General features: G+C 70.8%; 19 protein-coding genes. 15 read left to right on the top strand and 4 right to left on the bottom strand.

Going from position 1 to position 18,508, the window contains the following annotated elements; genetic code table 11:
• Positions 1 to 8: 8 nt before the first annotated feature.
• The gene (locus ACIHCQ_RS32855) at positions 9 to 1,151 is read right to left on the bottom strand and encodes an NADH-quinone oxidoreductase subunit D (RefSeq protein ID WP_399670640.1); all 1,143 of its coding nucleotides are present in this window, start codon (positions 1,149 to 1,151) and stop codon (positions 9 to 11) included.
• The gene (locus ACIHCQ_RS32850) at positions 1,148 to 2,182 is read right to left on the bottom strand and encodes an SAM-dependent methyltransferase (protein ID WP_399670916.1); all 1,035 of its coding nucleotides are present in this window, start codon (positions 2,180 to 2,182) and stop codon (positions 1,148 to 1,150) included. The genes ACIHCQ_RS32855 and ACIHCQ_RS32850 overlap by 4 nt, the downstream gene beginning before the upstream one ends.
• A gap of 120 nt (positions 2,183 to 2,302) precedes the next feature.
• On the opposite strand from ACIHCQ_RS32850, the gene ACIHCQ_RS32845 reads away from it, so the two are divergent.
• The 3 genes from ACIHCQ_RS32845 to ACIHCQ_RS32835 are packed head-to-tail and all read left to right on the top strand — an operon-like array spanning position 2,303 to position 4,855.
• On the top strand, positions 2,303 to 3,505 hold the full coding sequence (locus ACIHCQ_RS32845; protein ID WP_399670637.1) for a sensor histidine kinase: 1,203 nt from the start codon (positions 2,303 to 2,305) through the stop codon (positions 3,503 to 3,505).
• A 36-nt stretch (positions 3,506 to 3,541) separates the two neighbouring features.
• The gene (locus ACIHCQ_RS32840; RefSeq protein WP_399670634.1) at positions 3,542 to 4,219 is read left to right on the top strand and encodes a response regulator; all 678 of its coding nucleotides are present in this window, start codon (positions 3,542 to 3,544) and stop codon (positions 4,217 to 4,219) included.
• 33 nt (positions 4,220 to 4,252) lie between these two features.
• Positions 4,253 to 4,855, top strand: a complete 603-nt coding sequence (locus ACIHCQ_RS32835; protein ID WP_399670631.1) for an AAA family ATPase — start codon at positions 4,253 to 4,255, stop codon at positions 4,853 to 4,855.
• A 26-nt stretch (positions 4,856 to 4,881) separates the two neighbouring features.
• On the opposite strand, the gene ACIHCQ_RS32830 is transcribed toward ACIHCQ_RS32835, so the two are convergent.
• Positions 4,882 to 6,003: a DUF5937 family protein gene (locus tag ACIHCQ_RS32830; RefSeq protein ID WP_399670913.1), complete on the bottom strand. Its 1,122-nt coding sequence runs from the start codon at positions 6,001 to 6,003 to the stop codon at positions 4,882 to 4,884.
• Positions 6,004 to 6,108: 105 nt separating this feature from the next.
• Between ACIHCQ_RS32830 and ACIHCQ_RS32825 the strand changes: the two genes are divergently transcribed.
• The 11 genes from ACIHCQ_RS32825 to ACIHCQ_RS32775 all read left to right on the top strand — a co-directional run bounded on the left by ACIHCQ_RS32825 (position 6,109) and on the right by ACIHCQ_RS32775 (position 14,851).
• Entirely contained in the window at positions 6,109 to 6,318 is a 210-nt protein-coding gene (locus ACIHCQ_RS32825; protein ID WP_399670628.1) for a hypothetical protein, read from the top strand.
• A gap of 467 nt (positions 6,319 to 6,785) precedes the next feature.
• Complete coding sequence (locus ACIHCQ_RS32820) at positions 6,786 to 7,706, top strand: Rossmann-like and DUF2520 domain-containing protein (RefSeq protein WP_399670625.1); 921 nt, start codon at positions 6,786 to 6,788, stop codon at positions 7,704 to 7,706.
• A 23-nt stretch (positions 7,707 to 7,729) separates the two neighbouring features.
• The gene (panC, locus tag ACIHCQ_RS32815; protein ID WP_399670910.1) at positions 7,730 to 8,734 is read left to right on the top strand and encodes a pantoate--beta-alanine ligase; all 1,005 of its coding nucleotides are present in this window, start codon (positions 7,730 to 7,732) and stop codon (positions 8,732 to 8,734) included.
• Between the two features lie 5 nt (positions 8,735 to 8,739).
• Positions 8,740 to 10,497: an L-aspartate oxidase gene (locus tag ACIHCQ_RS32810; protein ID WP_399670907.1), complete on the top strand. Its 1,758-nt coding sequence runs from the start codon at positions 8,740 to 8,742 to the stop codon at positions 10,495 to 10,497.
• Entirely contained in the window at positions 10,494 to 11,525 is a 1,032-nt protein-coding gene (gene nadC / locus ACIHCQ_RS32805) for a carboxylating nicotinate-nucleotide diphosphorylase (protein ID WP_399670622.1), read from the top strand. The genes ACIHCQ_RS32810 and nadC overlap by 4 nt, the downstream gene beginning before the upstream one ends.
• Positions 11,525 to 12,322 (top strand): type III pantothenate kinase, encoded by a 798-nt coding sequence (locus tag ACIHCQ_RS32800; protein ID WP_399670619.1) that lies wholly within the window; start codon positions 11,525 to 11,527, stop codon positions 12,320 to 12,322. Before nadC ends, ACIHCQ_RS32800 begins: the two co-directional genes overlap by 1 nt.
• Positions 12,323 to 12,482: 160 nt before the next feature.
• Positions 12,483 to 13,130 carry a hypothetical protein gene (locus tag ACIHCQ_RS32795; protein WP_399670904.1) on the top strand — a complete coding sequence of 216 codons (648 nt, stop codon included), beginning with the start codon at positions 12,483 to 12,485 and terminating at the stop codon, positions 13,128 to 13,130.
• A gap of 14 nt (positions 13,131 to 13,144) precedes the next feature.
• Complete coding sequence (locus ACIHCQ_RS32790; RefSeq protein ID WP_399670616.1) at positions 13,145 to 13,318, top strand: hypothetical protein; 174 nt, start codon at positions 13,145 to 13,147, stop codon at positions 13,316 to 13,318.
• Positions 13,319 to 13,445: 127 nt separating this feature from the next.
• Positions 13,446 to 13,841, top strand: coding sequence for a BlaI/MecI/CopY family transcriptional regulator (locus ACIHCQ_RS32785; RefSeq protein ID WP_399670613.1), 396 nt, complete (start codon positions 13,446 to 13,448; stop codon positions 13,839 to 13,841).
• Positions 13,842 to 13,850: 9 nt separating this feature from the next.
• A complete protein-coding gene (locus ACIHCQ_RS32780; RefSeq protein ID WP_399670610.1) occupies positions 13,851 to 14,372 on the top strand; it encodes an amino-acid N-acetyltransferase in 522 nt (173 codons plus the stop codon).
• Positions 14,373 to 14,515: 143 nt separating this feature from the next.
• Positions 14,516 to 14,851 (top strand): Lsr2 family protein, encoded by a 336-nt coding sequence (locus ACIHCQ_RS32775; RefSeq protein WP_399670607.1) that lies wholly within the window; start codon positions 14,516 to 14,518, stop codon positions 14,849 to 14,851.
• Here ACIHCQ_RS32775 and ACIHCQ_RS32770 read toward each other — a convergent pair.
• Positions 14,830 to 15,471 (bottom strand): SCO3374 family protein, encoded by a 642-nt coding sequence (locus tag ACIHCQ_RS32770; protein ID WP_399670604.1) that lies wholly within the window; start codon positions 15,469 to 15,471, stop codon positions 14,830 to 14,832. The two genes, ACIHCQ_RS32775 and ACIHCQ_RS32770, sit on opposite strands and share 22 nt — an antisense overlap.
• Before the next feature lie 433 nt (positions 15,472 to 15,904).
• Between ACIHCQ_RS32770 and ACIHCQ_RS32765 the strand changes: the two genes are divergently transcribed.
• On the top strand, positions 15,905 to 18,430 hold the full coding sequence (locus ACIHCQ_RS32765) for an ATP-dependent Clp protease ATP-binding subunit (RefSeq protein ID WP_399670601.1): 2,526 nt from the start codon (positions 15,905 to 15,907) through the stop codon (positions 18,428 to 18,430).
• The last annotated feature ends 78 nt before the right edge of the window (positions 18,431 to 18,508 follow it).

Below are 18,508 nucleotides of genomic sequence, written 5' to 3'. Positions count from 1 at the left end.
GTACACCGTTACTTGTCGATGTCGCCGACGACGAAGAACAGCGAGCCCAGGATCGCCACCATGTCCGCGACCAGTGTCCCCGGCAGCAGCTCCGTCAGCGCCTGGATGTTGTTGAACGACGCCGAGCGCAGCTTCAGCCGGTACGGGGTCTTCTCGCCCTTGGAGACCAGGTAGTACCCGTTGATGCCGAGAGGGTTCTCGGTCCAGGCGTACGTATGACCCTCGGGCGCCTTCAGCACCTTCGGCAGCCGCTGGTTGATCGGCCCCGGCGGCAGCTCCGCGATCCGGTCCAGGCACGCGTCCGCCAGCTCCAGCGCGTTGTGGGTCTGGTCGAGCAGAACCTCGAAGCGGGCCAGGCAGTCGCCCTCGGTCCGGGTGACGACCTTGAGCGTGTCCTGAAGATCGGCGTAGGCGAGATACGGCTCGTCGCGGCGCAGATCGAAGTCCACGCCGGAGGCGCGGGCGATGGGCCCGCTCACCCCGTACGCGTGCACCGCGTCCGCCGACAGGACGCCCACGCCGCGCGTACGGCCGCGGAAGATCTCGTTGCCGACGACGAGGCGGTCGTACACGTCCATCCGGGAGCGGAGCTCGGCCACCGAGTGCCGCGCCCGGCCGAGCCAGCCCGCGGGAAGGTCCTCCTTGAGGCCGCCGACGCGGTTGAACATGTAGTGCATCCGGCCGCCGGAGACCTCCTCCATGACGTGCTGGAGGTCCTCGCGCTCACGGAACGCGTAGAAGATCGGGGTGATCCCGCCGAGTTCGAGGGGATACGACCCGAGGAACATCAGGTGGTTGAGCACCCGGTTGAGCTCGGCGAGGAGCGTACGGGTCCAGACCGCGCGCTCCGGGACCTCCATGCCGAGCATCCGCTCGACCGCCATGACGACGCCGAGCTCGTTGGAGAAGGCGGAGAGCCAGTCGTGGCGGTTGGCCAGCACCACGATCTGGCGGTAGTCGCGCGCCTCGAAGAGCTTCTCGGCGCCGCGGTGCATATAGCCGATGACCGGTTCGGCGTGCTGGATCCGCTCTCCGTCGAGTACGAGACGCAGGCGGAGCACGCCGTGGGTGGAGGGGTGCTGCGGGCCGATGTTGAGCACCATGTCGGTGCTCTCCGCCGCGCCGCCGATGCCGACCGTCGTCTCCGTCATGCGGGCCAGTATCCCTCCATCGGGGCACCGACAGGCTGCAGCAGCCAGCCGAAGTCGCCGAGACCGCCGCGGGCCGTCAGCTCCGCCGCCTCGCCGGCGGCGGAGAGCCCACGGACGTACGCCGCCGGGTCGGACGCCGCCAGCGAGAGCGGGGGGCGCCGGCCGGAGACCCCCAGGCGGGCGAGGGCCTCCCGCTGGGTCAGCAGCTCCGCGCCCGGCAGCGCGCACGCGTCCAGCGCCACATGCGCGGTGAGGTCGCAGCTGCCGTCCGGGACCGGACGTACTTCCCGGCCCTCGCGAAAGCCCGTCAGCGTGCCGAACGGCGGCCTCTTCCCGGGGTGGTGGGCATAGTCGACGGCGACGGCGAGACCGCGGTCCAGGGTGGACACCGCCCGCGCCCACGCCTCGTCCCGCGGGCGGCCGATCTCCGCCCGCGTCCCCGGCTCCGTCAGCGGCCACCGGCGCGCCAGCCAGTCGGCGTCCGCGCCGGACACCGGGGGGCCGAGGCGTTCGGCGCCGTCGCGGCGTACGAGGACGTACCGCGCGACCCCGTCCGGGTCGGCTTCGGCGACATCCACCGGGATGTTGTCCAGCCACTCGTTGGCGAAGAGCAGTCCGCTCACGCCGGCGGGCGGCTCGGCGGACCAGACGATGCGCGGGTCCAGGCCCGCCGGGCGCGCCGCCCGCTCGACGGCGTACGCCCGTACCGGGAAACCGGGCGGCAGCGCCGCCAGCACGCCGGTGAGCAGTTCGCCGCGCCCCGCGCCGATATCGACGACATCCACGGCATCCGCGGCATCCACGACATTCACGACCGAGGGCGGCACCGCCGGCCTCTGCCCCAGAGCGACCAGCAGGCGGGCGATCGCCGAGGCGAACAGCGGCGACGCGTGCACCGACGTACGGAAGTGTCCGGCGGGCCCCTCGGGCCGCAGATAGAAGCCGCCCGGCCCGTACAGCGCGGCTTCCGCGGCATCCCGCCAGCGCTGCCAGCCCCGCCGGCCCTGCCACCGGCATGTTTCGTCGGTCACGTCCTGCGTCACGTCATCCGTCACGCGCCCCAGTCTCCACCTTGGGGAGTACGCTTCCGCCGACCGGATCGCTCCTCCGGTTGACCCTTGGACCTTTCTGTCTTCCCTACGCTGGGTTACGTGCAGCGCTTCTACGAGTTCATCCGCAGACACCCGACGGGCGTCGACAGCTTCTGGGCTGTGGTCCTGTTCGGGTTCTCAATGCTGGCGATGATCGGTGTCCCGGTCGGGATCAACGACAGCCTCACCATGGCTCTGATCGTTCTTCTCCTGAGCCTGACGGTCGCGCTGCGCCGCCGTATGCCGGAGAAGATGCTCGGCCTCGCCGTCGCCCTGGGCGTCGCCCAGCTGGCCCTGGACGTCGAGGTCAACCCCGCCGACTTCGCGTTGCTGGTGACCATCTACACCGTCGCCGCGCACGACGGCCCACGGCTGATTTCCCGGCTGGCGCTCGCGGCCGGGCTGGCCGCGGCGCCGCTCGCGGCGATCCGCTGGCCCGTGCCGGAGAGCAACAGCGCCGCGGGCCATGTCTTCTTCGCGATCATCATGACGGTGCCCTTCGTCCTCGCCTGGGTGCTCGGCGATTCGATACGTACCCGGCGGGCGTACTTCGCGCAGCTTGAGGAACGTGCCACCCGGCTGGAGAGGGAGCGCGAGGCCCAGGCGAAGGTCGCGGTCGCGGCCGAGCGCGCCCGGATCGCCCGCGAGCTGCACGATGTCGTCGCGCACAACGTCTCGGTGATGGTGGTGCAGGCCGACGGCGCCGCGTATGTCCTCGACGCCGCTCCCGACCAGGCCAAGCAGGCGCTGGAGACCATCTCGACCACCGGCCGCCAGGCGCTCGCGGAGATGCGCAGGCTGCTCGGCGTACTGCGCACCGGCGATGCCCGCGAGAGCGGGGAGTACGTTCCGCAGCCGGATGTGCAGCAGATCGAGGATCTGGTGGAGCAGGTGCGCAGCGCGGGCCTGACCGTGGACTTCAAGATCGAGGGAACGCCGCGACCGCTGCCGAGCGGCGTCGAGCTCACCGCGTACCGCATCGTCCAGGAGGCGCTGACCAACGCGCGCAAGCACGGCGGCCCGGAGGTCGGGGCCAGCGTGCGGCTGGTCTACTTCGACGACGGGCTGGGGCTGCTGGTGGAGGACGACGGCCGCGGCGCGGCGCACGAGCTGTACGAGGACGGCGGCGCGGACGGCCAGGGCCACGGGATGATCGGCATGCGCGAGCGCGTCGGTATGGTCGGCGGCACGCTGGACGCGGGGCCGCGGCCCGGCGGCGGCTTCCGGATCAGCGCGCTGCTCCCACTCAAGCCCGCCCACTAGCCACAGACCAGGCCCCCAGAAAGAAATCGAGGCCCCATGTCCATCCGCGTGATGCTCGTCGACGACCAGGTGCTGCTGCGCACCGGCTTCCGGATGGTGCTCGCCGCCCAGCCCGACATGGAGATCGTCGCGGAGGCGGGTGACGGCGCCGAGGCGATAGAGAACCTCCGCTCCACCGCCGTGGACGTCGTGCTGATGGACGTACGTATGCCGAGGCTGGACGGCGTCGAGGCGACACGGCGCATCTGCGCCGAGCCGGACGCCCCCAAGGTGCTGATCCTGACGACCTTCGACCTGGACGAGTACGCGTTCTCCGGGTTGAAGGCGGGCGCCAGCGGCTTCATGCTCAAGGACGTGCCGCCCGCCGAACTGCTGAGCGCGATCCGCTCGGTGCACAGCGGCGACGCGGTTGTCGCGCCGTCCACGACGCGCAGGCTGCTCGACCGCTTCTCGCCGATGCTGCCGAGCAGCGGCAAGCAGCCGGGCCACAAGGCGGTCGAGAGGCTCACCGGGCGCGAGCGCGAGGTGATGCTGCTGGTCGCGCAGGGCATGTCGAACGGCGAGATCGCGGCGCGGCTCGTGCTCTCCGAGGCCACGGTCAAGACTCACGTGGGCCGCATCCTCACCAAGCTGGGGCTGCGGGACCGGGTGCAGGTGGTGGTGCTGGCGTACGAGACGGGGCTGGTGCGGGCGGGCGGCGGCGGGACCGGCTGAACCGGCTGAGAACCGGCTGAGGGGGTGCCTCCTGTGCTGCTGTGGATCAACGGCCCCTTCGGGGGCGGCAAGACCCAGACCGCGTACGAGCTGCTGCGGCGGCTGCCGGGGAGTGTCGTCTGCGATCCGGAGCATGTCGGCTTCGGGCTGCGGCGGATGCTGCCGCCCGGACTGCGGGCCGATTTCCAGGACATTCCGGCCTGGCGGCAGGGCGTGTACGAGGTGCTCGATCTGACCTTGCGTACGTACGAGGGCGTGGTGATCGCCCCCATGACGCTGGTCGAACCGGCGTACTTCGAGGAGACGGTGGGGCGGCTGCGCGAAGCCGGGCACGAGGTGCGCCACTTCGCGCTGCTCGCGGAGCGCGAGACGGTACTGCGGCGGCTGAAGGAGCGGGGTCTCGGCGGCGGGCTGAAGCGGGAGAGCTTCGCCGTGCGGCGGCTGGACGACTGCCTGGAGCGGCTGAGCGGGTCGCAGTTCGCCGAGCACATCCATACGGACCGGGTGAGCGTGGTGGGGGTGGCGGACCGGATCGCGGCGTCGGCGGGGCTGACACTGGAGCCGAACAGGGACGGGCCGCTGAGGCACCGGCTGCGGCGGGTGCGGATCAGCCTCAGGCACATCCGCTTCGACTGACGGCTCTTCTTCAGCGCAGGACAGTTTCAGCGCAGGACGGTCTCCAGGAAATCGCTGCCGATCCGGGCGACGGCGGTGACGTCCAGCTGGTGCAGTACGTACCGGCCGCGCCGCCGGGTGGAGAGCAGCCCGGCCTTCTTCAGCACAGCGAGGTGGCGGGAGACCTCGGGCGCGGTGATCCCGTACGCGTCGGCCAGTTCGCTCGTCGTGTACGTGGTACGGGCGAGACTGCGGCACAGGAGCATCCGCATGGGGTGGGCCAGGGCGTCCATCCGCAGCTTGAGGAGTGCCAGGGAGGCGGGGCCCGGCAGTTCGGGCGAGCCGACCGGGTAGTGGATCACCGGCCGCCAGCCCGGCGCATGGAGCACCATCAGATGCGGCCAGCCGAAGCTGGACGGGACGAACGAGATCCCGGCGCCGACGGCGGGATCGACGGCGGTCGTACGCCCGTCCACGATCTTGTCGGCGCTGATACGGGTACGGTCCTCGTCCACCGCCAGCGCGGGGGAGACGGCGTGCAGCGCCTCGGCGAGGCCCTTGCGGCGCAGCAGGTCGGTCTTGTGCCGGGCGTCGGCGGCGAGCTGGGGGGAGACGCGTCGCCAGGTGTCGGCGAAGAAGGCCTGGTCGCAGTCCTCGAACAGACGCCGTACCCAGGCGCGTACGGAGGCGGGGTCGTCCAGCAGCCGCCGGGTGAAGTCGAGCGGCTTGGGGCCGCGGTTGGCGGCGAGTTCGAGGGCGCGCTCGCGGCGGGAGGGGTCGGCGAGCGGGGAGGGGCCGTCGATCCCGTACGTACTGACGCACGTGAACTCCAGGGCCGCCGAGACGAACCGGTCGTCGTCGAGCCGGTCGAGCAGATCCAGCTCATCGGCGAGGGTCGCCCCAGCACCTGGCGCCCCGTTGAGGGCGGTGGACAGGCCGGCGAACGGCATGAAGACGTCCGAGAAGGTGGACCGCCACAGGAAGTCGGCCTCGTGCAGCCGGTCGGCGAGATCGGGCTTGAGCCCGGCGGCGGTGGCGGTGGCCCAGCCGTGCAGCCCTGGATGATGCGCGGGCTCGTGCAGCGCGTGCAGTGCCACGCCGAGCTCGGCGAGGGGAGAAATCTCGAAGACGACACGCTCGGGCGGCAGGCCCGCGATCTCGATGGTCACACTCACGCCTCTATGGTGCGGGTCGGCGGGGTGGGGGCGGTGCCAGTTGACGGGCCCGGTCAATCGGCGCGACGGGGGATGGGGGGGCGGGCGCAGCGTGACGGCATGAACGCCATGCATCAGTACCTGCTCGACAGCTACCGGGCGTCGCAACGGGGCGACCGCCGTCCACCGCAGCCGGGCCGCCACGACTGGCAGGTGGTGCGGGAACTCGGCGACTACGCGCACTTCCGCGGGCGCGCCGGCTCCAGGGGCCGCACGGGGGCCGCGGTGGCGCGACTGGCGCGTCTGCTGCGCCTGCTGGGCCGCGGCTGAGGCTTTCCGCGGGCGGCGGCGCGGGCGGGCCTGTGGGGTTTCCATGGGGTGCCCCCCGGGAGCGCGAAGCTGCGCCCGCGCGGCGGGGGTTCCGGCCGCGAGCTCGCGGCTGAGGCTTTCCGCGGGCGGCGGCGCGGGCGGGCACCCGTGCGCCCGCCTTTTTTCCGGGGCCTGGGGCACCGCGACGCCGCCGGGGCGGCTGTCGTTTCGCCGACGGGTGCTTGCCCAGCGCCGCGACGCCGGCGCTCCGCGGCCCGCGGGCGTCAGCCCACGTCCTCCTCGCCCCGGGGGCCTGGGGGCATCCCCCAGTTTCGGGAAGAGGGCGGGCCTGGGGAAACCACCCCGCCGTCACCCCAATCGCCTCGCCCACAGCCTGTGGACAACTGGAAGGCACCGGGAAACGCTGGCGTAGCATGACCAGAAATCGTCCGGTACCCCCCGCGGACTGGAACGGAAGGCCCCACCGCGTGAACCCCACAGCATCACAGGAACCTCTCGACCCGCGGGACCGGCCCGCTCGCCTCGCCGTCGGCGTTGTCGGCGCGGGGCGTGTCGGCCCCGCCCTCGCCGCCGCGCTGCAGCTCGCCGGGCACCGCCCCGTCGCCGTCTCCGGCGTCTCCGACGCGTCCGTACGGCGGGCTGCCGCGCTGCTCCCCGGCGTGCCCCTGGTGACCCCCGCCGAGGTCTTCGCCCGCGCAGAGCTCGTGCTGCTGACCGTCCCCGACGACGCGCTGCCCGCGTTGGTCGAGGGGCTCGTAGAGACCGGAGCCGTACGCCCCGGGCAGCTGCTTGTGCACACGTCCGGGCGGTACGGCACGAACGTCCTCGCCCCCGCCACGCGCTCCGGCGCGCTGCCGCTCGCGCTGCATCCCGCGATGACCTTCACCGGGACCAGCGTCGACGTGCAGCGGCTCGCCGGGTGCTCCTTCGGGGTCACCGCCCCCGAGGAGCTGCGGCTGGCCGCCGAGGCGCTGGTCATCGAGATGGGCGGCGAGCCCGAGTGGATCGCGGAGGAGGCCCGTCCGCTCTATCACGCGGCCCTCGCCCTCGGTGCGAACCACCTCGTCACGCTCGTCGCCCAGTCGATGGAGCTGCTCCGTACGGCCGGTGTCGACGCCCCGCACCGCATGCTCGGCCCGCTGCTCGGCGCCGCCCTCGACAACGCCCTGAGGTCCGGCGACGCCGCGCTCACCGGACCCGTGGCCCGCGGCGACGCGGGCACCGTCGCGGTGCACATCGCCGAGTTGCGCAAGCACGCCCCCGGCACCGTCGCCGGGTATCTCGCGATGGCCCGCACCACCGCCGACCGGGCGCTCGCGAACGGCATGCTCAAGCCCGAGCTGGCCGAGGACCTGCTCGGCGTCCTCGCCGAGGGGGACACCCCATGAGCCCCACCGTCCGCACCGTAGAACTGGTCCCGACGCGCGAGGCCCTCGAACAGACGCTGACGGCGTCACAGGCCCGGTTCACCGCTGTCGTCATGACCATGGGCGCCCTCCACGCCGGGCACGCCACCCTCATCCGCTCCGCTCGCGAACACGTCGGCCCCGACGGCTTCGTCACCGTCACCGTCTTCGTCAACCCCCTCCAGTTCGGCGCGGGCGAAGACCTCGACCGGTACCCCCGTACCCTCGACGCCGACCTCAGGACCGCCGGACAGGCAGGCGCCGACGTGGTCTTCGCCCCCTCCGTCGACGAGGTCTACCCCGGCGGCGAACCGCAGGTCCGCATCTCCGCGGGCCCCATGGGCGAGCGCCTCGAAGGAGCCTCCCGCCCCGGACACTTCGACGGGATGCTCACCGTCGTCGCCAAACTCCTCCACCTCACCCACCCCGACGTCGCGCTGTTCGGCCAGAAGGACGCCCAGCAGCTCGCCCTGATCCGCCGTATGGTCCGCGATCTGAACTTCCCGGTCGAGATCGTCGGCGTACCGACCGTCCGCGAGAGCGACGGCCTCGCCCTCTCCAGCCGCAACCGCTACCTGTCGACCACCGAGCGCCGCACCGCCCTCGCCCTGTCCCGGGCGCTGTTCGCGGCCCACGACCGCCTCGCCGCCCAGCAGGCCCTGCACGCCCGCGCCGAGGCCATACCCGCCCCGCCCGCCCGCGCCGCCGCGCTCTCCGCGATCGGAGAGGCCCGCGCCGCGGCCGACGCGCACGCGCTCGCCCAGGCGGCACCGGGCAGCAGCCCCAGCGGCGGTGCCGACGCCGTCCGCAGCGCCGCCCGTGCCGTCCTGGACGAGGCCGCCAAGGCCCACCCGCCCCTGGTCCTGGACTATCTGGCTCTCGTCGACCCCAGCACCTTCACCGAGGTCCCCGACGACCACACAGGAGAAGCGGTCCTCGCCGTCGCCGCGAAGGTCGGCGCGACCCGACTGATCGACAACATCCCCCTCACCTTCGGAGCCCTCAAGTGAGCGACGTGACCGGAATACGGCTGAACGCCCCCGCTCCTGGCTGGGCCATCGAGGCCGACGTCGTCGTGGTCGGCTCCGGCGTCGCGGGCCTGACCACCGCGCTGCGCTGCACCGCCGCCGGGCTGAGCACGGTCGTCGTCACCAAGGCCCGCCTGGACGACGGTTCCACCCGCTGGGCGCAGGGCGGCATCGCCGCGGCGCTCGGCGAGGGCGACACGCCCGACCAGCACCTGGACGACACCCTCGTCGCGGGCGCGGGCCTCTGCGACGAGCAGGCGGTACGCATCCTGGTGACCGAAGGCCCCGACGCCGTACGCCGCTTGATCGCGACCGGCGCGCACTTCGACACCTCCGAGGCCGGCGAGATCGAGCTCACCCGCGAGGGCGGCCACCACCGCCGACGCATCGCGCACGCGGGCGGCGACGCGACCGGCGCCGAGATCTCCCGCGCCCTGGTCGAGGCGGTCCGCGACCAAGGCGTACGCACCATCGAGAACGCCCTGGTCCTGGACCTGCTCACGGACGCCGAAGGCCGTACGGCGGGCATCACCCTCCACGTCATGGGCGAGGGCCAGCACGACGGCGTGGGCGCGGTCCACACCCCCACCGTCGTCCTGGCCACCGGCGGCATGGGCCAGGTCTTCTCCGCCACCACCAACCCCGCGGTCTCCACCGGCGACGGCGTCGCGCTCGCGCTGCGCGCCGGGGCCGAGGTCTCCGACCTCGAATTCGTGCAGTTCCACCCCACGGTGCTCTTCCTGGGCCCGGACCGCGAAGGCCAGCAGCCCCTGGTCTCCGAGGCGGTACGGGGAGAGGGCGCCCATCTCGTCGACGCCTCCGGCACCCGTTTCATGCTCGGACAGCACGAACTGGCCGAGCTCGCGCCCCGCGACATCGTCGCCAAGGGCATCATGCGCCGCATGCAGGAACAGGGCGCCGCGCACATGTACCTGGACGCGCGTCACTTCGGCGCCGAGATGTGGGAGCACCGTTTTCCCACCATCCTCGCCGCCTGCCGCGCCCACTCCATCGACCCCGTCACCGAGCCGATACCGGTCGCGCCGGCCGCCCACTACGCCTCCGGCGGCGTCCGTACGGACCTGCACGGCCGTACGACCGTCCCGGGCCTGTACGCCTGCGGAGAGGTCGCCTGCACCGGCGTCCACGGCGCGAACCGCCTCGCGTCGAACTCCCTCCTGGAGGGCCTGGTCTTCGCGGAGCGCATCGCCGCCGACATCGCCGCGAACCTCACCTCCGGCCCCACCTCCGGCCCCACCTCCAGTCTCCCCTCCGGCACACCCGCCGCGCGCGCGCTCCCGCCCGCGAACCCCTCCGTGCTGCCGCTCATCGCCCCCGAGGCGCGCGCCGAGATTCAGCGGATCATGTCCGAGGGCGCGGGCGTCCTCCGCTCCGCCCGCAGCCTGACCACCGCTGCGGCGGCTCTCGACGCGGTCCACCTCAACGCCGTACACGACGAGGCGGGCGCCGCCAAGACGGCCGAGCCCGGCGTCGAATCCTGGGAGACGTCGAACCTTCTGTGCGTGGCGCGCGTGCTGACCACCGCGGCCCTCGCACGCGAGGAGACCCGCGGCTGCCACTGGCGCGAGGACCGGCCCGAGCGCGACGACGCCGAGTGGCACCGCCATCTCGTCGTACGCCTGGCCCCTGACCGGAGCCTCCTCGTCAGCCGCACCGAGAACACCGCCTTCACCCCCACAATCCGGACCGCCGTCCCCGAAGCCCCCAGGGAGCCCCAGCCGTGAGCACGCCCGAAGAACGCCCGCGTCCCGTGGACGTACCGCTGATCCAGATCGGCACACCCGCGCAGGCAGCCACCCAGGACGCCGCGGGGGGCTGCGGCGACGGCTGCGGCTGCTCCGACGCCGAAGAGGCGTACGAGTGCGGCCTCGACCCCGGTCTCGCCCGCATCCTCGCCGACCAGGGCCTCGACCCCGTACAGGTCGAGGACATCGCGCACCTCGCCATCGGCGAGGACCTCGACGGCGGCCTGGACGTGACCACCGTCGCCACCGTCCCCCAGGACGCCGTCGCCACCGGCGACTTCACCGCCCGCGAGGCCGGTACGGTCGCGGGCCTCCAGATCGCCGAGGCGGTCCTGTCCATCGTCTGCACCGACGAGTTCGAGGTCGAGCGGCACGTCCAGGACGGCGACCGCGTGGAGGCGGGCCAGAAACTGCTGTCCGTCACCACCAACACCCGCGACCTGCTCACCGGCGAGCGCAGCGCGCTGAACATCCTGTGCCGCCTCTCCGGCATCGCGACCGCGACCCGCGCCTGGGCCGACGTACTCGAAGGCACCAAGGCGCAGGTCCGCGACACCCGCAAGACCACGCCGGGCCTGCGCGCCCTGGAGAAGTACGCGGTGCGCTGCGGCGGCGGCGTCAACCACCGCATGTCGCTCTGTGACGCCGCGCTCGTCAAGGACAACCACGTAGTGGCGGCGGGCGGCGTGGCACAGGCCTTCAAGGCCGTACGGGGGCGCTTCCCCGACCTGGCGATCGAGGTCGAGGTGGACACCGTCGGCCAGGTCCGCGAGGTCCTCGACGCGGGCGCCGACCTGATCCTCCTGGACAACTTCTCCCCGGCCGACACCGCCGAGGCCGTGGTGACCGTCGCGGGCCGTGCGGCCCTGGAATCCTCGGGCCGCCTCACCCTCGACACCGCCCGCGCGTACGCCGAGACGGGCGTCGACTACCTCGCGGTGGGCGCGCTCACGCACTCCTCCCCGATCCTCGACATCGGCCTCGACCTGCGTGAGGCAGGCGTCTGATGCTGCTGACGATCGACGCCGGCAACACCCACACCGTCCTCGGCCTCTTCGACGGCGAGGAGATCATCGAGCACTGGCGCATCTCCACCGACGCCCGCCGCACCGCCGACGAACTCGCCGTCCTGCTCCAGGGCCTGATGGGCATGCACCCGCTGCTCGGCGTCGGACTGGGCGACAACATCGAGGGCATCGCGATCTGCTCCACGGTCCCCTCCGTCCTGCACGAGCTGCGCGAGGTGACCCGCCGCTACTACGGCGACGTCCCGTCGATCCTGGTCGAGCCCGGCATCAAGACCGGTGTGCCGGTCCTGGTGGACAACCCCAAGGAGGTCGGCGCGGACCGCATCATCAACGCGGTCGCCGCTGTCGAGCTGTACGGCGGCCCGGCGATCGTCGTGGACTTCGGTACGGCGACGACCTTCGACGCCGTCAGCGCGCGCGGCGAGTACGCGGGCGGTGTGATCGCCCCCGGCATCGAGATCTCGGTCGAGGCGCTCGGCGTCAAGGGCGCCCAGCTCCGCAAGATCGAACTGGCCCGCCCGCGCAGCGTCATCGGCAAGAACACCGTCGAGGCCATGCAGGCGGGCATCGTGTACGGCTTCGCGGGCCAGGTCGACGGCGTGGTGGGGCGGATGAAGGGCGAGCTCGCCGACGACCCGGACGACGTCACCGTGATCGCGACCGGCGGTCTTGCCCCGATGGTGCTGGGAGAGTCGTCCTCGATCGACGAGCACGAGCCGTGGCTGACGCTGATCGGCCTGCGCCTGGTCTACGAGCGGAACGTCTCCCGTATGTGATGACGGCTGCGGTGCCGACCCCGGTGCTGACACCGGTACCGGTACCGGCACCGGCGCCATGTGACGGTCCGGCGCGCCGGAAATCATCGCATTAAGCGGATTTTGCTGCATTGGCACATATCGTCGGGCCATGCCCACGCCATACGGATCCCGCGGCGGCATGGCGTTCAGCGCAGACGAGCTGCGTGTGCTCCGACGCGCCCTCGCCATCGCCCTTCATCCTGTCCCTCTCGCTGCCCCTCTCGCCGACGAGGAAGTCCAGGACTGCCTGCGTCTGGTCGATTCCGTGGACGAGGCGGTCCGCGAGGCCGGCCGGCTGCGCGCGTTCCTCCACGCCGATCTGGCCCGCTACCGCGCGGCGCTCCCCGGCACGGCCGCCGGCTATCTGGAGCTCCTCCAGGACGCCCTGGCCGCCGGCTACGACCCGCGCCCGGAGGACCTGGCGGCCCTGCGCACGCTGCGCGCCCTGCCCGCCGGAGCGGCCGTTCTGCGCCGCTGCCAGACGCTGACAGAGCAGTCGGTACGAGCCCGGCTCGCGGGCCACTCGCTCGCCGAGCCGCCCCCTGTCGCCATTCCCGCCCCCATTCCCGCTCCCGCCCGCGCCACCGCCACCGTCCCCGCTCCCGCCCGCACCTCCGCTCACGCCCGCGCCCGGCTCCTCGCGCTCCCCGGCGGCCGCGCCGCCGAAGGACCGAAGCCGCAGCCCAAGCCTCCCGCGCCCGCCGAGCGCCCGGTGCCCAAGCCCTCCGAGGTCTTCCCGCCCCGCCGCCGCCCCGTGCCCCCGCCCGAACGGCTCGCCGCCGGATAGCTACTCTGGGAGCCATGGAATACGTATCCGCGCTCCTGCCCCCCGTGGTGATGGCCGTCTTCTTCACCGTCCTGGTCGTGACGATCGTCAAGAGCCAGGGCGGCCCGAACAAGGCCAAGGAAGACGCGATCGTGGACGCCGCGTTCGCCCGCGCGGAGTCCCGGGAGCAGGCCGTCCGCGGCGACTGACGCCCCGCTCCGGACCGAGGCTCCACATCGGGGCCCACATCGAGGACGTACGGCAGATTCTTCGCCGTACGTCCTTTTTGTTGGCTTAATAGTCGGTCATTCCTAGATCTCCCTCTATGGTGGTGTTGTGCCCCGCCCATTGGGAGAGCTTGAAGACGCCGTCATGACACGCATCTGGCAATGGAACCGGCCGGTCACCGTCCGGGAAGTCCTCGAAGACCTTCAGCAGGAACGGTCCATCGCCTACACCACCGTCATGACGGTAATGGACAATCTCCATCAGAAGGGCTGGGTGCGCAGGGAAGTCGAGGGCCGCGCCTATCGATATACGGCGGTCTCCACCCGCGCCGCCTACGCCGCCGCACTCATGAACGAAGCCTGGTCGCGGAGCGACAACCCCGCGGCGGCCCTTGTCGCCTTCTTCGGCATGATGTCGCCCGAGCAGCGTGAAGCCCTCCATGCCGCCGTCCGCATCGTTGAGGGCTACGAGGCCGCCGAGGGCGGGACGGCACCGGGGCGATAGCGTCGAGGCATGCCTTATGGAGCAGCAAATGCCATCACCGTCAGACGGGCCAGGACCAGCGATGTGGCCGCGGTCCGCCGACTGGTCGACCCGTACGTGAGTGAAGGCATCCTGCTCGACAAAGCGACGGTGACGCTTTACGAAGCCATCCAGGAGTTCTGGGTCGCGGAACGCGACGAGGATGCCCGGGTGGTCGGCTGCGGCGCACTGCACGTCATGTGGGAAGACCTCGCCGAAGTGCGCACTCTCGCGGTGGATCCCCAGTTCCAGGGCGCGGGCATCGGCCATCAGGTACTGGACAAGCTGTTGCGGACAGCCCGCTGGCTGGGCGTGCGCAAAGTTTTCTGCCTCACCTTCGAAGTGGACTTCTTCGCGAAGCACGGCTTCGTCGAGATCGGTGAGACGCCGGTCGACGGAGATGTCTACAGCGAGCTGCTGCGCTCCTATGACGAAGGCGTCGCCGAGTTCCTCGGGCTCGAACGAGTGAAGCCGAACACCTTGGGCAACAGCCGGATGCTACTGCACCTGTGATCACCAACTCCGACGGAACCCTATGTCCGAATCGCGCACGTTTCCCGCCCTCTTGAGGTTCTGAACCTCTGCCAAGGGTTTGTGTTTTTCAAGGAAAAGCGGTTTCCTTTCCGCGTACTGCATTTTCGATGAAAGGAAATCCCGTGGCACAGAAGGTTCAGGTCCTTCTTGTCGATGACCTCGACGGCGGCGAAGCGGACGAGACCGTGACGTTCGCTCTGGACGGCAAGACCTACGAGATTGACCTCACCACCTCCAATGCGGACAAGCTTCGCGGTCTGCTGGAGCCGTACGCCAAGAGTGGCCGGCGTACCGGTGGCCGTGCGGCGTCCGGCCGTGGCAAGGGGCGTGTGGCGGTCGGCGGCAACAAGGACACCGCCGAAATCCGCGCCTGGGCCAAGGCGAACGGCTTTGAGGTCAACGACCGCGGTCGCGTTCCGGCCACGGTCCGCGAGGCTTACGAGAAGGCCAACGGCTGAGAACTGGCGCACGGCGCAGTTGAACGCTGCGTACGTGCCGCACGGTCCGCGTGCTCTACACGGTCCATGCGGTCCGCGCGCTCTGCACGCAGCAGACGGGCCCGGTGGCACTGCGTTGCCGCCGCGTGCACGAGTCGTACGAGATCGGGGCCGTTTCCCTCCCCGGAACCGGCGCTCTGCCCGAACGGGGCGAGGGCCGGCAAGGTCGGCTCCACCTCGCGCCCCGGCACGGGGGGTCGCAGCCATACGGCGGCCCCCCGGGAGCCAGGCAGCCCGGGGGGCGCCGGGGCGGTCATGAGCCCGCCCGCGCCCATGGCGGTCAGATCCAGAGCGATCCCGCCCCACTCCAGCCAGTCGAGCAGCCCAGGCAGCTCCTGAGAGCTCCCTGCGGCCACCAGGAACCGCATACGGCACCCCATCAGGGCTACGGGCCCGGTGCGGCCCAGCCGGCGCAGCACGGCCGCGCCCGCGTCCGCGGGCAGCTCCAGCACGTCGAAGCGCAGCCCGGTGAGCAGCCGCACCGGAGCGCCCTCCGCGACGGCCCAGCCGAGCTCGTTCTCGTACCACTGCGCGACAGCGCCGTTGAAGGGCGCGCGGGGGAGCGGAACGGTGAAAGACATACCCCGGGAACTCCCGACGCGGTCCGGGAGTTACGCAGTGTGGAGTGACAAGTGCGAAGCGTGTCCGGATCAGGGGCCCGCGAGGGCATTCGAGCAAAAGAAGTTGTTCGCCCTCAGCTGAGGGCAGGGGTGCGCGCCGCATGGAGTGTCTGTACTTACGGGTAAGACATTCCTAGTGGAAGGGGCGACACGGCCGCCCGTCGGCCCCCGCGTTCGCCATCGGCGTAGCGGTGGTGAGGGTATCGGCCTGGCCTGCGGGAACATCGTCTCGCACCATCGGGTTGGAACAGGTGTCGGCGTTCAGGGGTCAGGAGGCCACTACCGGGTGTCGGCAGTTGAAATGAGCGGTCCCCGCTTGCGGGACTAAGCTGCGGAAGGACAGGGAGGGGACCGACCCCTTTTACTGCCTGACCGCTCTGAGGAGCGATTAACGATGTTCGAGAGGTTCACCGACCGCGCGCGGCGGGTTGTCGTCCTGGCTCAGGAAGAAGCCCGGATGCTCAACCACAACTACATCGGCACCGAGCACATCCTCCTGGGCCTGATCCATGAGGGTGAGGGTGTCGCCGCTAAGGCCCTGGAGAGCCTCGGGATTTCGCTCGAGGCGGTCCGCCAGCAGGTGGAGGAGATCATCGGACAGGGCCAGCAGGCTCCGTCCGGCCACATCCCCTTCACCCCCCGTGCCAAGAAGGTCCTGGAGCTGTCGCTCCGCGAGGCCCTTCAGCTGGGCCACAACTACATCGGCACCGAGCACATCCTGCTCGGCCTGATCCGCGAGGGCGAGGGCGTCGCAGCCCAGGTCCTCGTGAAGCTGGGCGCCGATCTCAACCGGGTGCGGCAGCAGGTCATCCAGCTGCTCTCCGGCTACCAGGGCAAGGAAGCCGCCACAGCGGGCGGCCCGGCCGAGGGCACCCCCTCGACCTCCCTCGTCCTGGACCAGTTCGGCCGCAATCTCACCCAGGCGGCCCGCGAATCCAAGCTCGACCCGGTCATCGGGCGCGAGAAGGAGATCGAGCGGGTCATGCAGGTGCTTTCGCGCCGTACGAAGAACAACCCGGTCCTCATCGGCGAGCCCGGCGTCGGCAAGACGGCGGTCGTCGAAGGACTGGCGCAGGCCATCGTCAAGGGCGAGGTGCCCGAGACCCTCAAGGACAAGCACCTCTACACCCTGGACCTGGGCGCGCTGGTCGCCGGCTCCCGCTACCGCGGTGACTTCGAGGAGCGCCTGAAGAAGGTCCTCAAGGAGATCCGCACCCGCGGTGACATCATCCTGTTCATCGATGAGCTCCACACCCTCGTGGGTGCGGGTGCCGCCGAGGGCGCGATCGACGCGGCTTCGATCCTGAAGCCGATGCTCGCCCGCGGTGAGCTGCAGACCATCGGCGCGACCACGCTGGACGAGTACCGCAAGCACCTGGAGAAGGACGCCGCGCTGGAGCGCCGCTTCCAGCCGATCCAGGTGGCGGAGCCGTCACTGCCGCACACGATCGAGATCCTGAAGGGTCTGCGCGACCGTTACGAGGCCCACCACAGGGTCTCCATCACGGACGAGGCGCTGGTCCAGGCCGCCACCCTGGCGGACCGGTACATCTCGGACCGGTTCCTGCCGGACAAGGCGATCGACCTCATTGACGAGGCCGGGTCCAGGATGCGAATCCGCCGGATGACCGCGCCGCCGGACCTCCGCGAGTTCGACGAGAAGATCGCGGGCGTCCGCCGCGACAAGGAGTCGGCCATCGACTCCCAGGACTTCGAGAAGGCAGCTTCGCTCCGCGACAAGGAGAAGCAGCTGCTGTCGGCGAAGACCAAGCGGGAGAAGGAATGGAAGGCCGGCGACATGGACGTCGTCGCCGAGGTCGACGGCGAGCTGATCGCCGAGGTTCTCGCCACGGCCACCGGAATCCCGGTCTTCAAGCTCACCGAGGAGGAGTCCTCGCGGCTGCTGCGCATGGAGGACGAACTCCACAAGCGCGTCATCGGCCAGAAGGACGCCATCAAGGCACTCTCGCAGGCCATTCGCCGTACGCGAGCGGGTCTGAAGGACCCGAAGCGCCCCGGTGGCTCGTTCATCTTCGCCGGTCCGTCCGGCGTCGGTAAGACCGAGCTGTCGAAGACGCTCGCCGAATTCCTCTTCGGTGACGAGGACGCGCTGATCTCCCTCGACATGTCGGAGTTCAGCGAGAAGCACACGGTTTCCCGGCTCTTCGGTTCCCCGCCCGGATACGTGGGCTACGAAGAGGGCGGCCAGCTCACCGAGAAGGTGCGCCGGAAGCCGTTCTCGGTCGTCCTGTTCGACGAGGTCGAGAAGGCCCACCCCGATATCTTCAATTCCCTTCTGCAGATCCTGGAGGACGGTCGCCTGACCGACTCCCAGGGCCGCGTCGTGGACTTCAAGAACACGGTCATCATCATGACGACCAACCTCGGGACCCGGGACATTTCGAAGGGCTTCAACCTGGGCTTCGCCGCCCAGGGCGACGTCAAGTCGAACTACGAGCGGATGAAGAACAAGGTCAATGAAGAGCTGAAGCAGCACTTCCGGCCCGAGTTCCTCAACCGTGTCGACGACACGGTGGTCTTCCACCAGCTGACCGAGGAAGACATCATCCAGATTGTCGACCTCATGGTCGACAAGGTGGACGAGCGTCTGAAGGACCGCGACATGGGCCTGGAGCTCAGTGCCTCGGCCAAGTCGCTCCTCGCGAAGAAGGGCTACGACCCGGTTCTGGGCGCCCGGCCGCTGCGCCGGACGATCCAGCGGGAGATCGAGGACATCCTCTCGGAGAAGATCCTCTTCGGTGAGCTGCGCCCCGGTCACATCGTGGTCGTGGACAGCGAGGGCGAGGGTGAAGCGGAGAAGTTCACCTTCCGCGGCGAGGAGAAGTCGGCGCTGCCGGACGTCCCGCCGATCGAGCAGGCGGCCGGCGGTGCCGGTCCGAACCTGTCGAAGGAAGCGTGACGTGAGGCTCGTGCGCTGAGCTGAGCGATTGAAGGGGCTGCCCCGGACCGTTTCGTACGGTCTGGGGCAGCCCCTTTT

The organism is Streptomyces sp. NPDC052236, from assembly GCF_044548015.1.
Classification (GTDB): Bacteria; Actinomycetota; Actinomycetes; order Streptomycetales; family Streptomycetaceae; genus Streptomyces.
Note: the sequence above shows the minus strand (reverse complement) of the source record. Positions and strands in the feature narration are given on the sequence as shown.

Coding starts and splice junctions, on each gene's coding strand:
- ACIHCQ_RS32855 (WP_399670640.1), bottom strand. CDS start 1,151: ATGACGGAGACGACGGTCGGCATCGGCGGCGCGGCGGAGAGCACCGAC.
- ACIHCQ_RS32840 (WP_399670634.1), top strand. CDS start 3,542: ATGTCCATCCGCGTGATGCTCGTCGACGACCAGGTGCTGCTGCGCACC.
- ACIHCQ_RS32825 (WP_399670628.1), top strand. CDS start 6,109: ATGAACGCCATGCATCAGTACCTGCTCGACAGCTACCGGGCGTCGCAA.
- ACIHCQ_RS32800 (WP_399670619.1), top strand. CDS start 11,525: ATGCTGCTGACGATCGACGCCGGCAACACCCACACCGTCCTCGGCCTC.
- ACIHCQ_RS32795 (WP_399670904.1), top strand. CDS start 12,483: ATGGCGTTCAGCGCAGACGAGCTGCGTGTGCTCCGACGCGCCCTCGCC.
- ACIHCQ_RS32790 (WP_399670616.1), top strand. CDS start 13,145: ATGGAATACGTATCCGCGCTCCTGCCCCCCGTGGTGATGGCCGTCTTC.
- ACIHCQ_RS32780 (WP_399670610.1), top strand. CDS start 13,851: ATGCCTTATGGAGCAGCAAATGCCATCACCGTCAGACGGGCCAGGACC.
- ACIHCQ_RS32770 (WP_399670604.1), bottom strand. CDS start 15,471: ATGTCTTTCACCGTTCCGCTCCCCCGCGCGCCCTTCAACGGCGCTGTC.
- ACIHCQ_RS32765 (WP_399670601.1), top strand. CDS start 15,905: ATGTTCGAGAGGTTCACCGACCGCGCGCGGCGGGTTGTCGTCCTGGCT.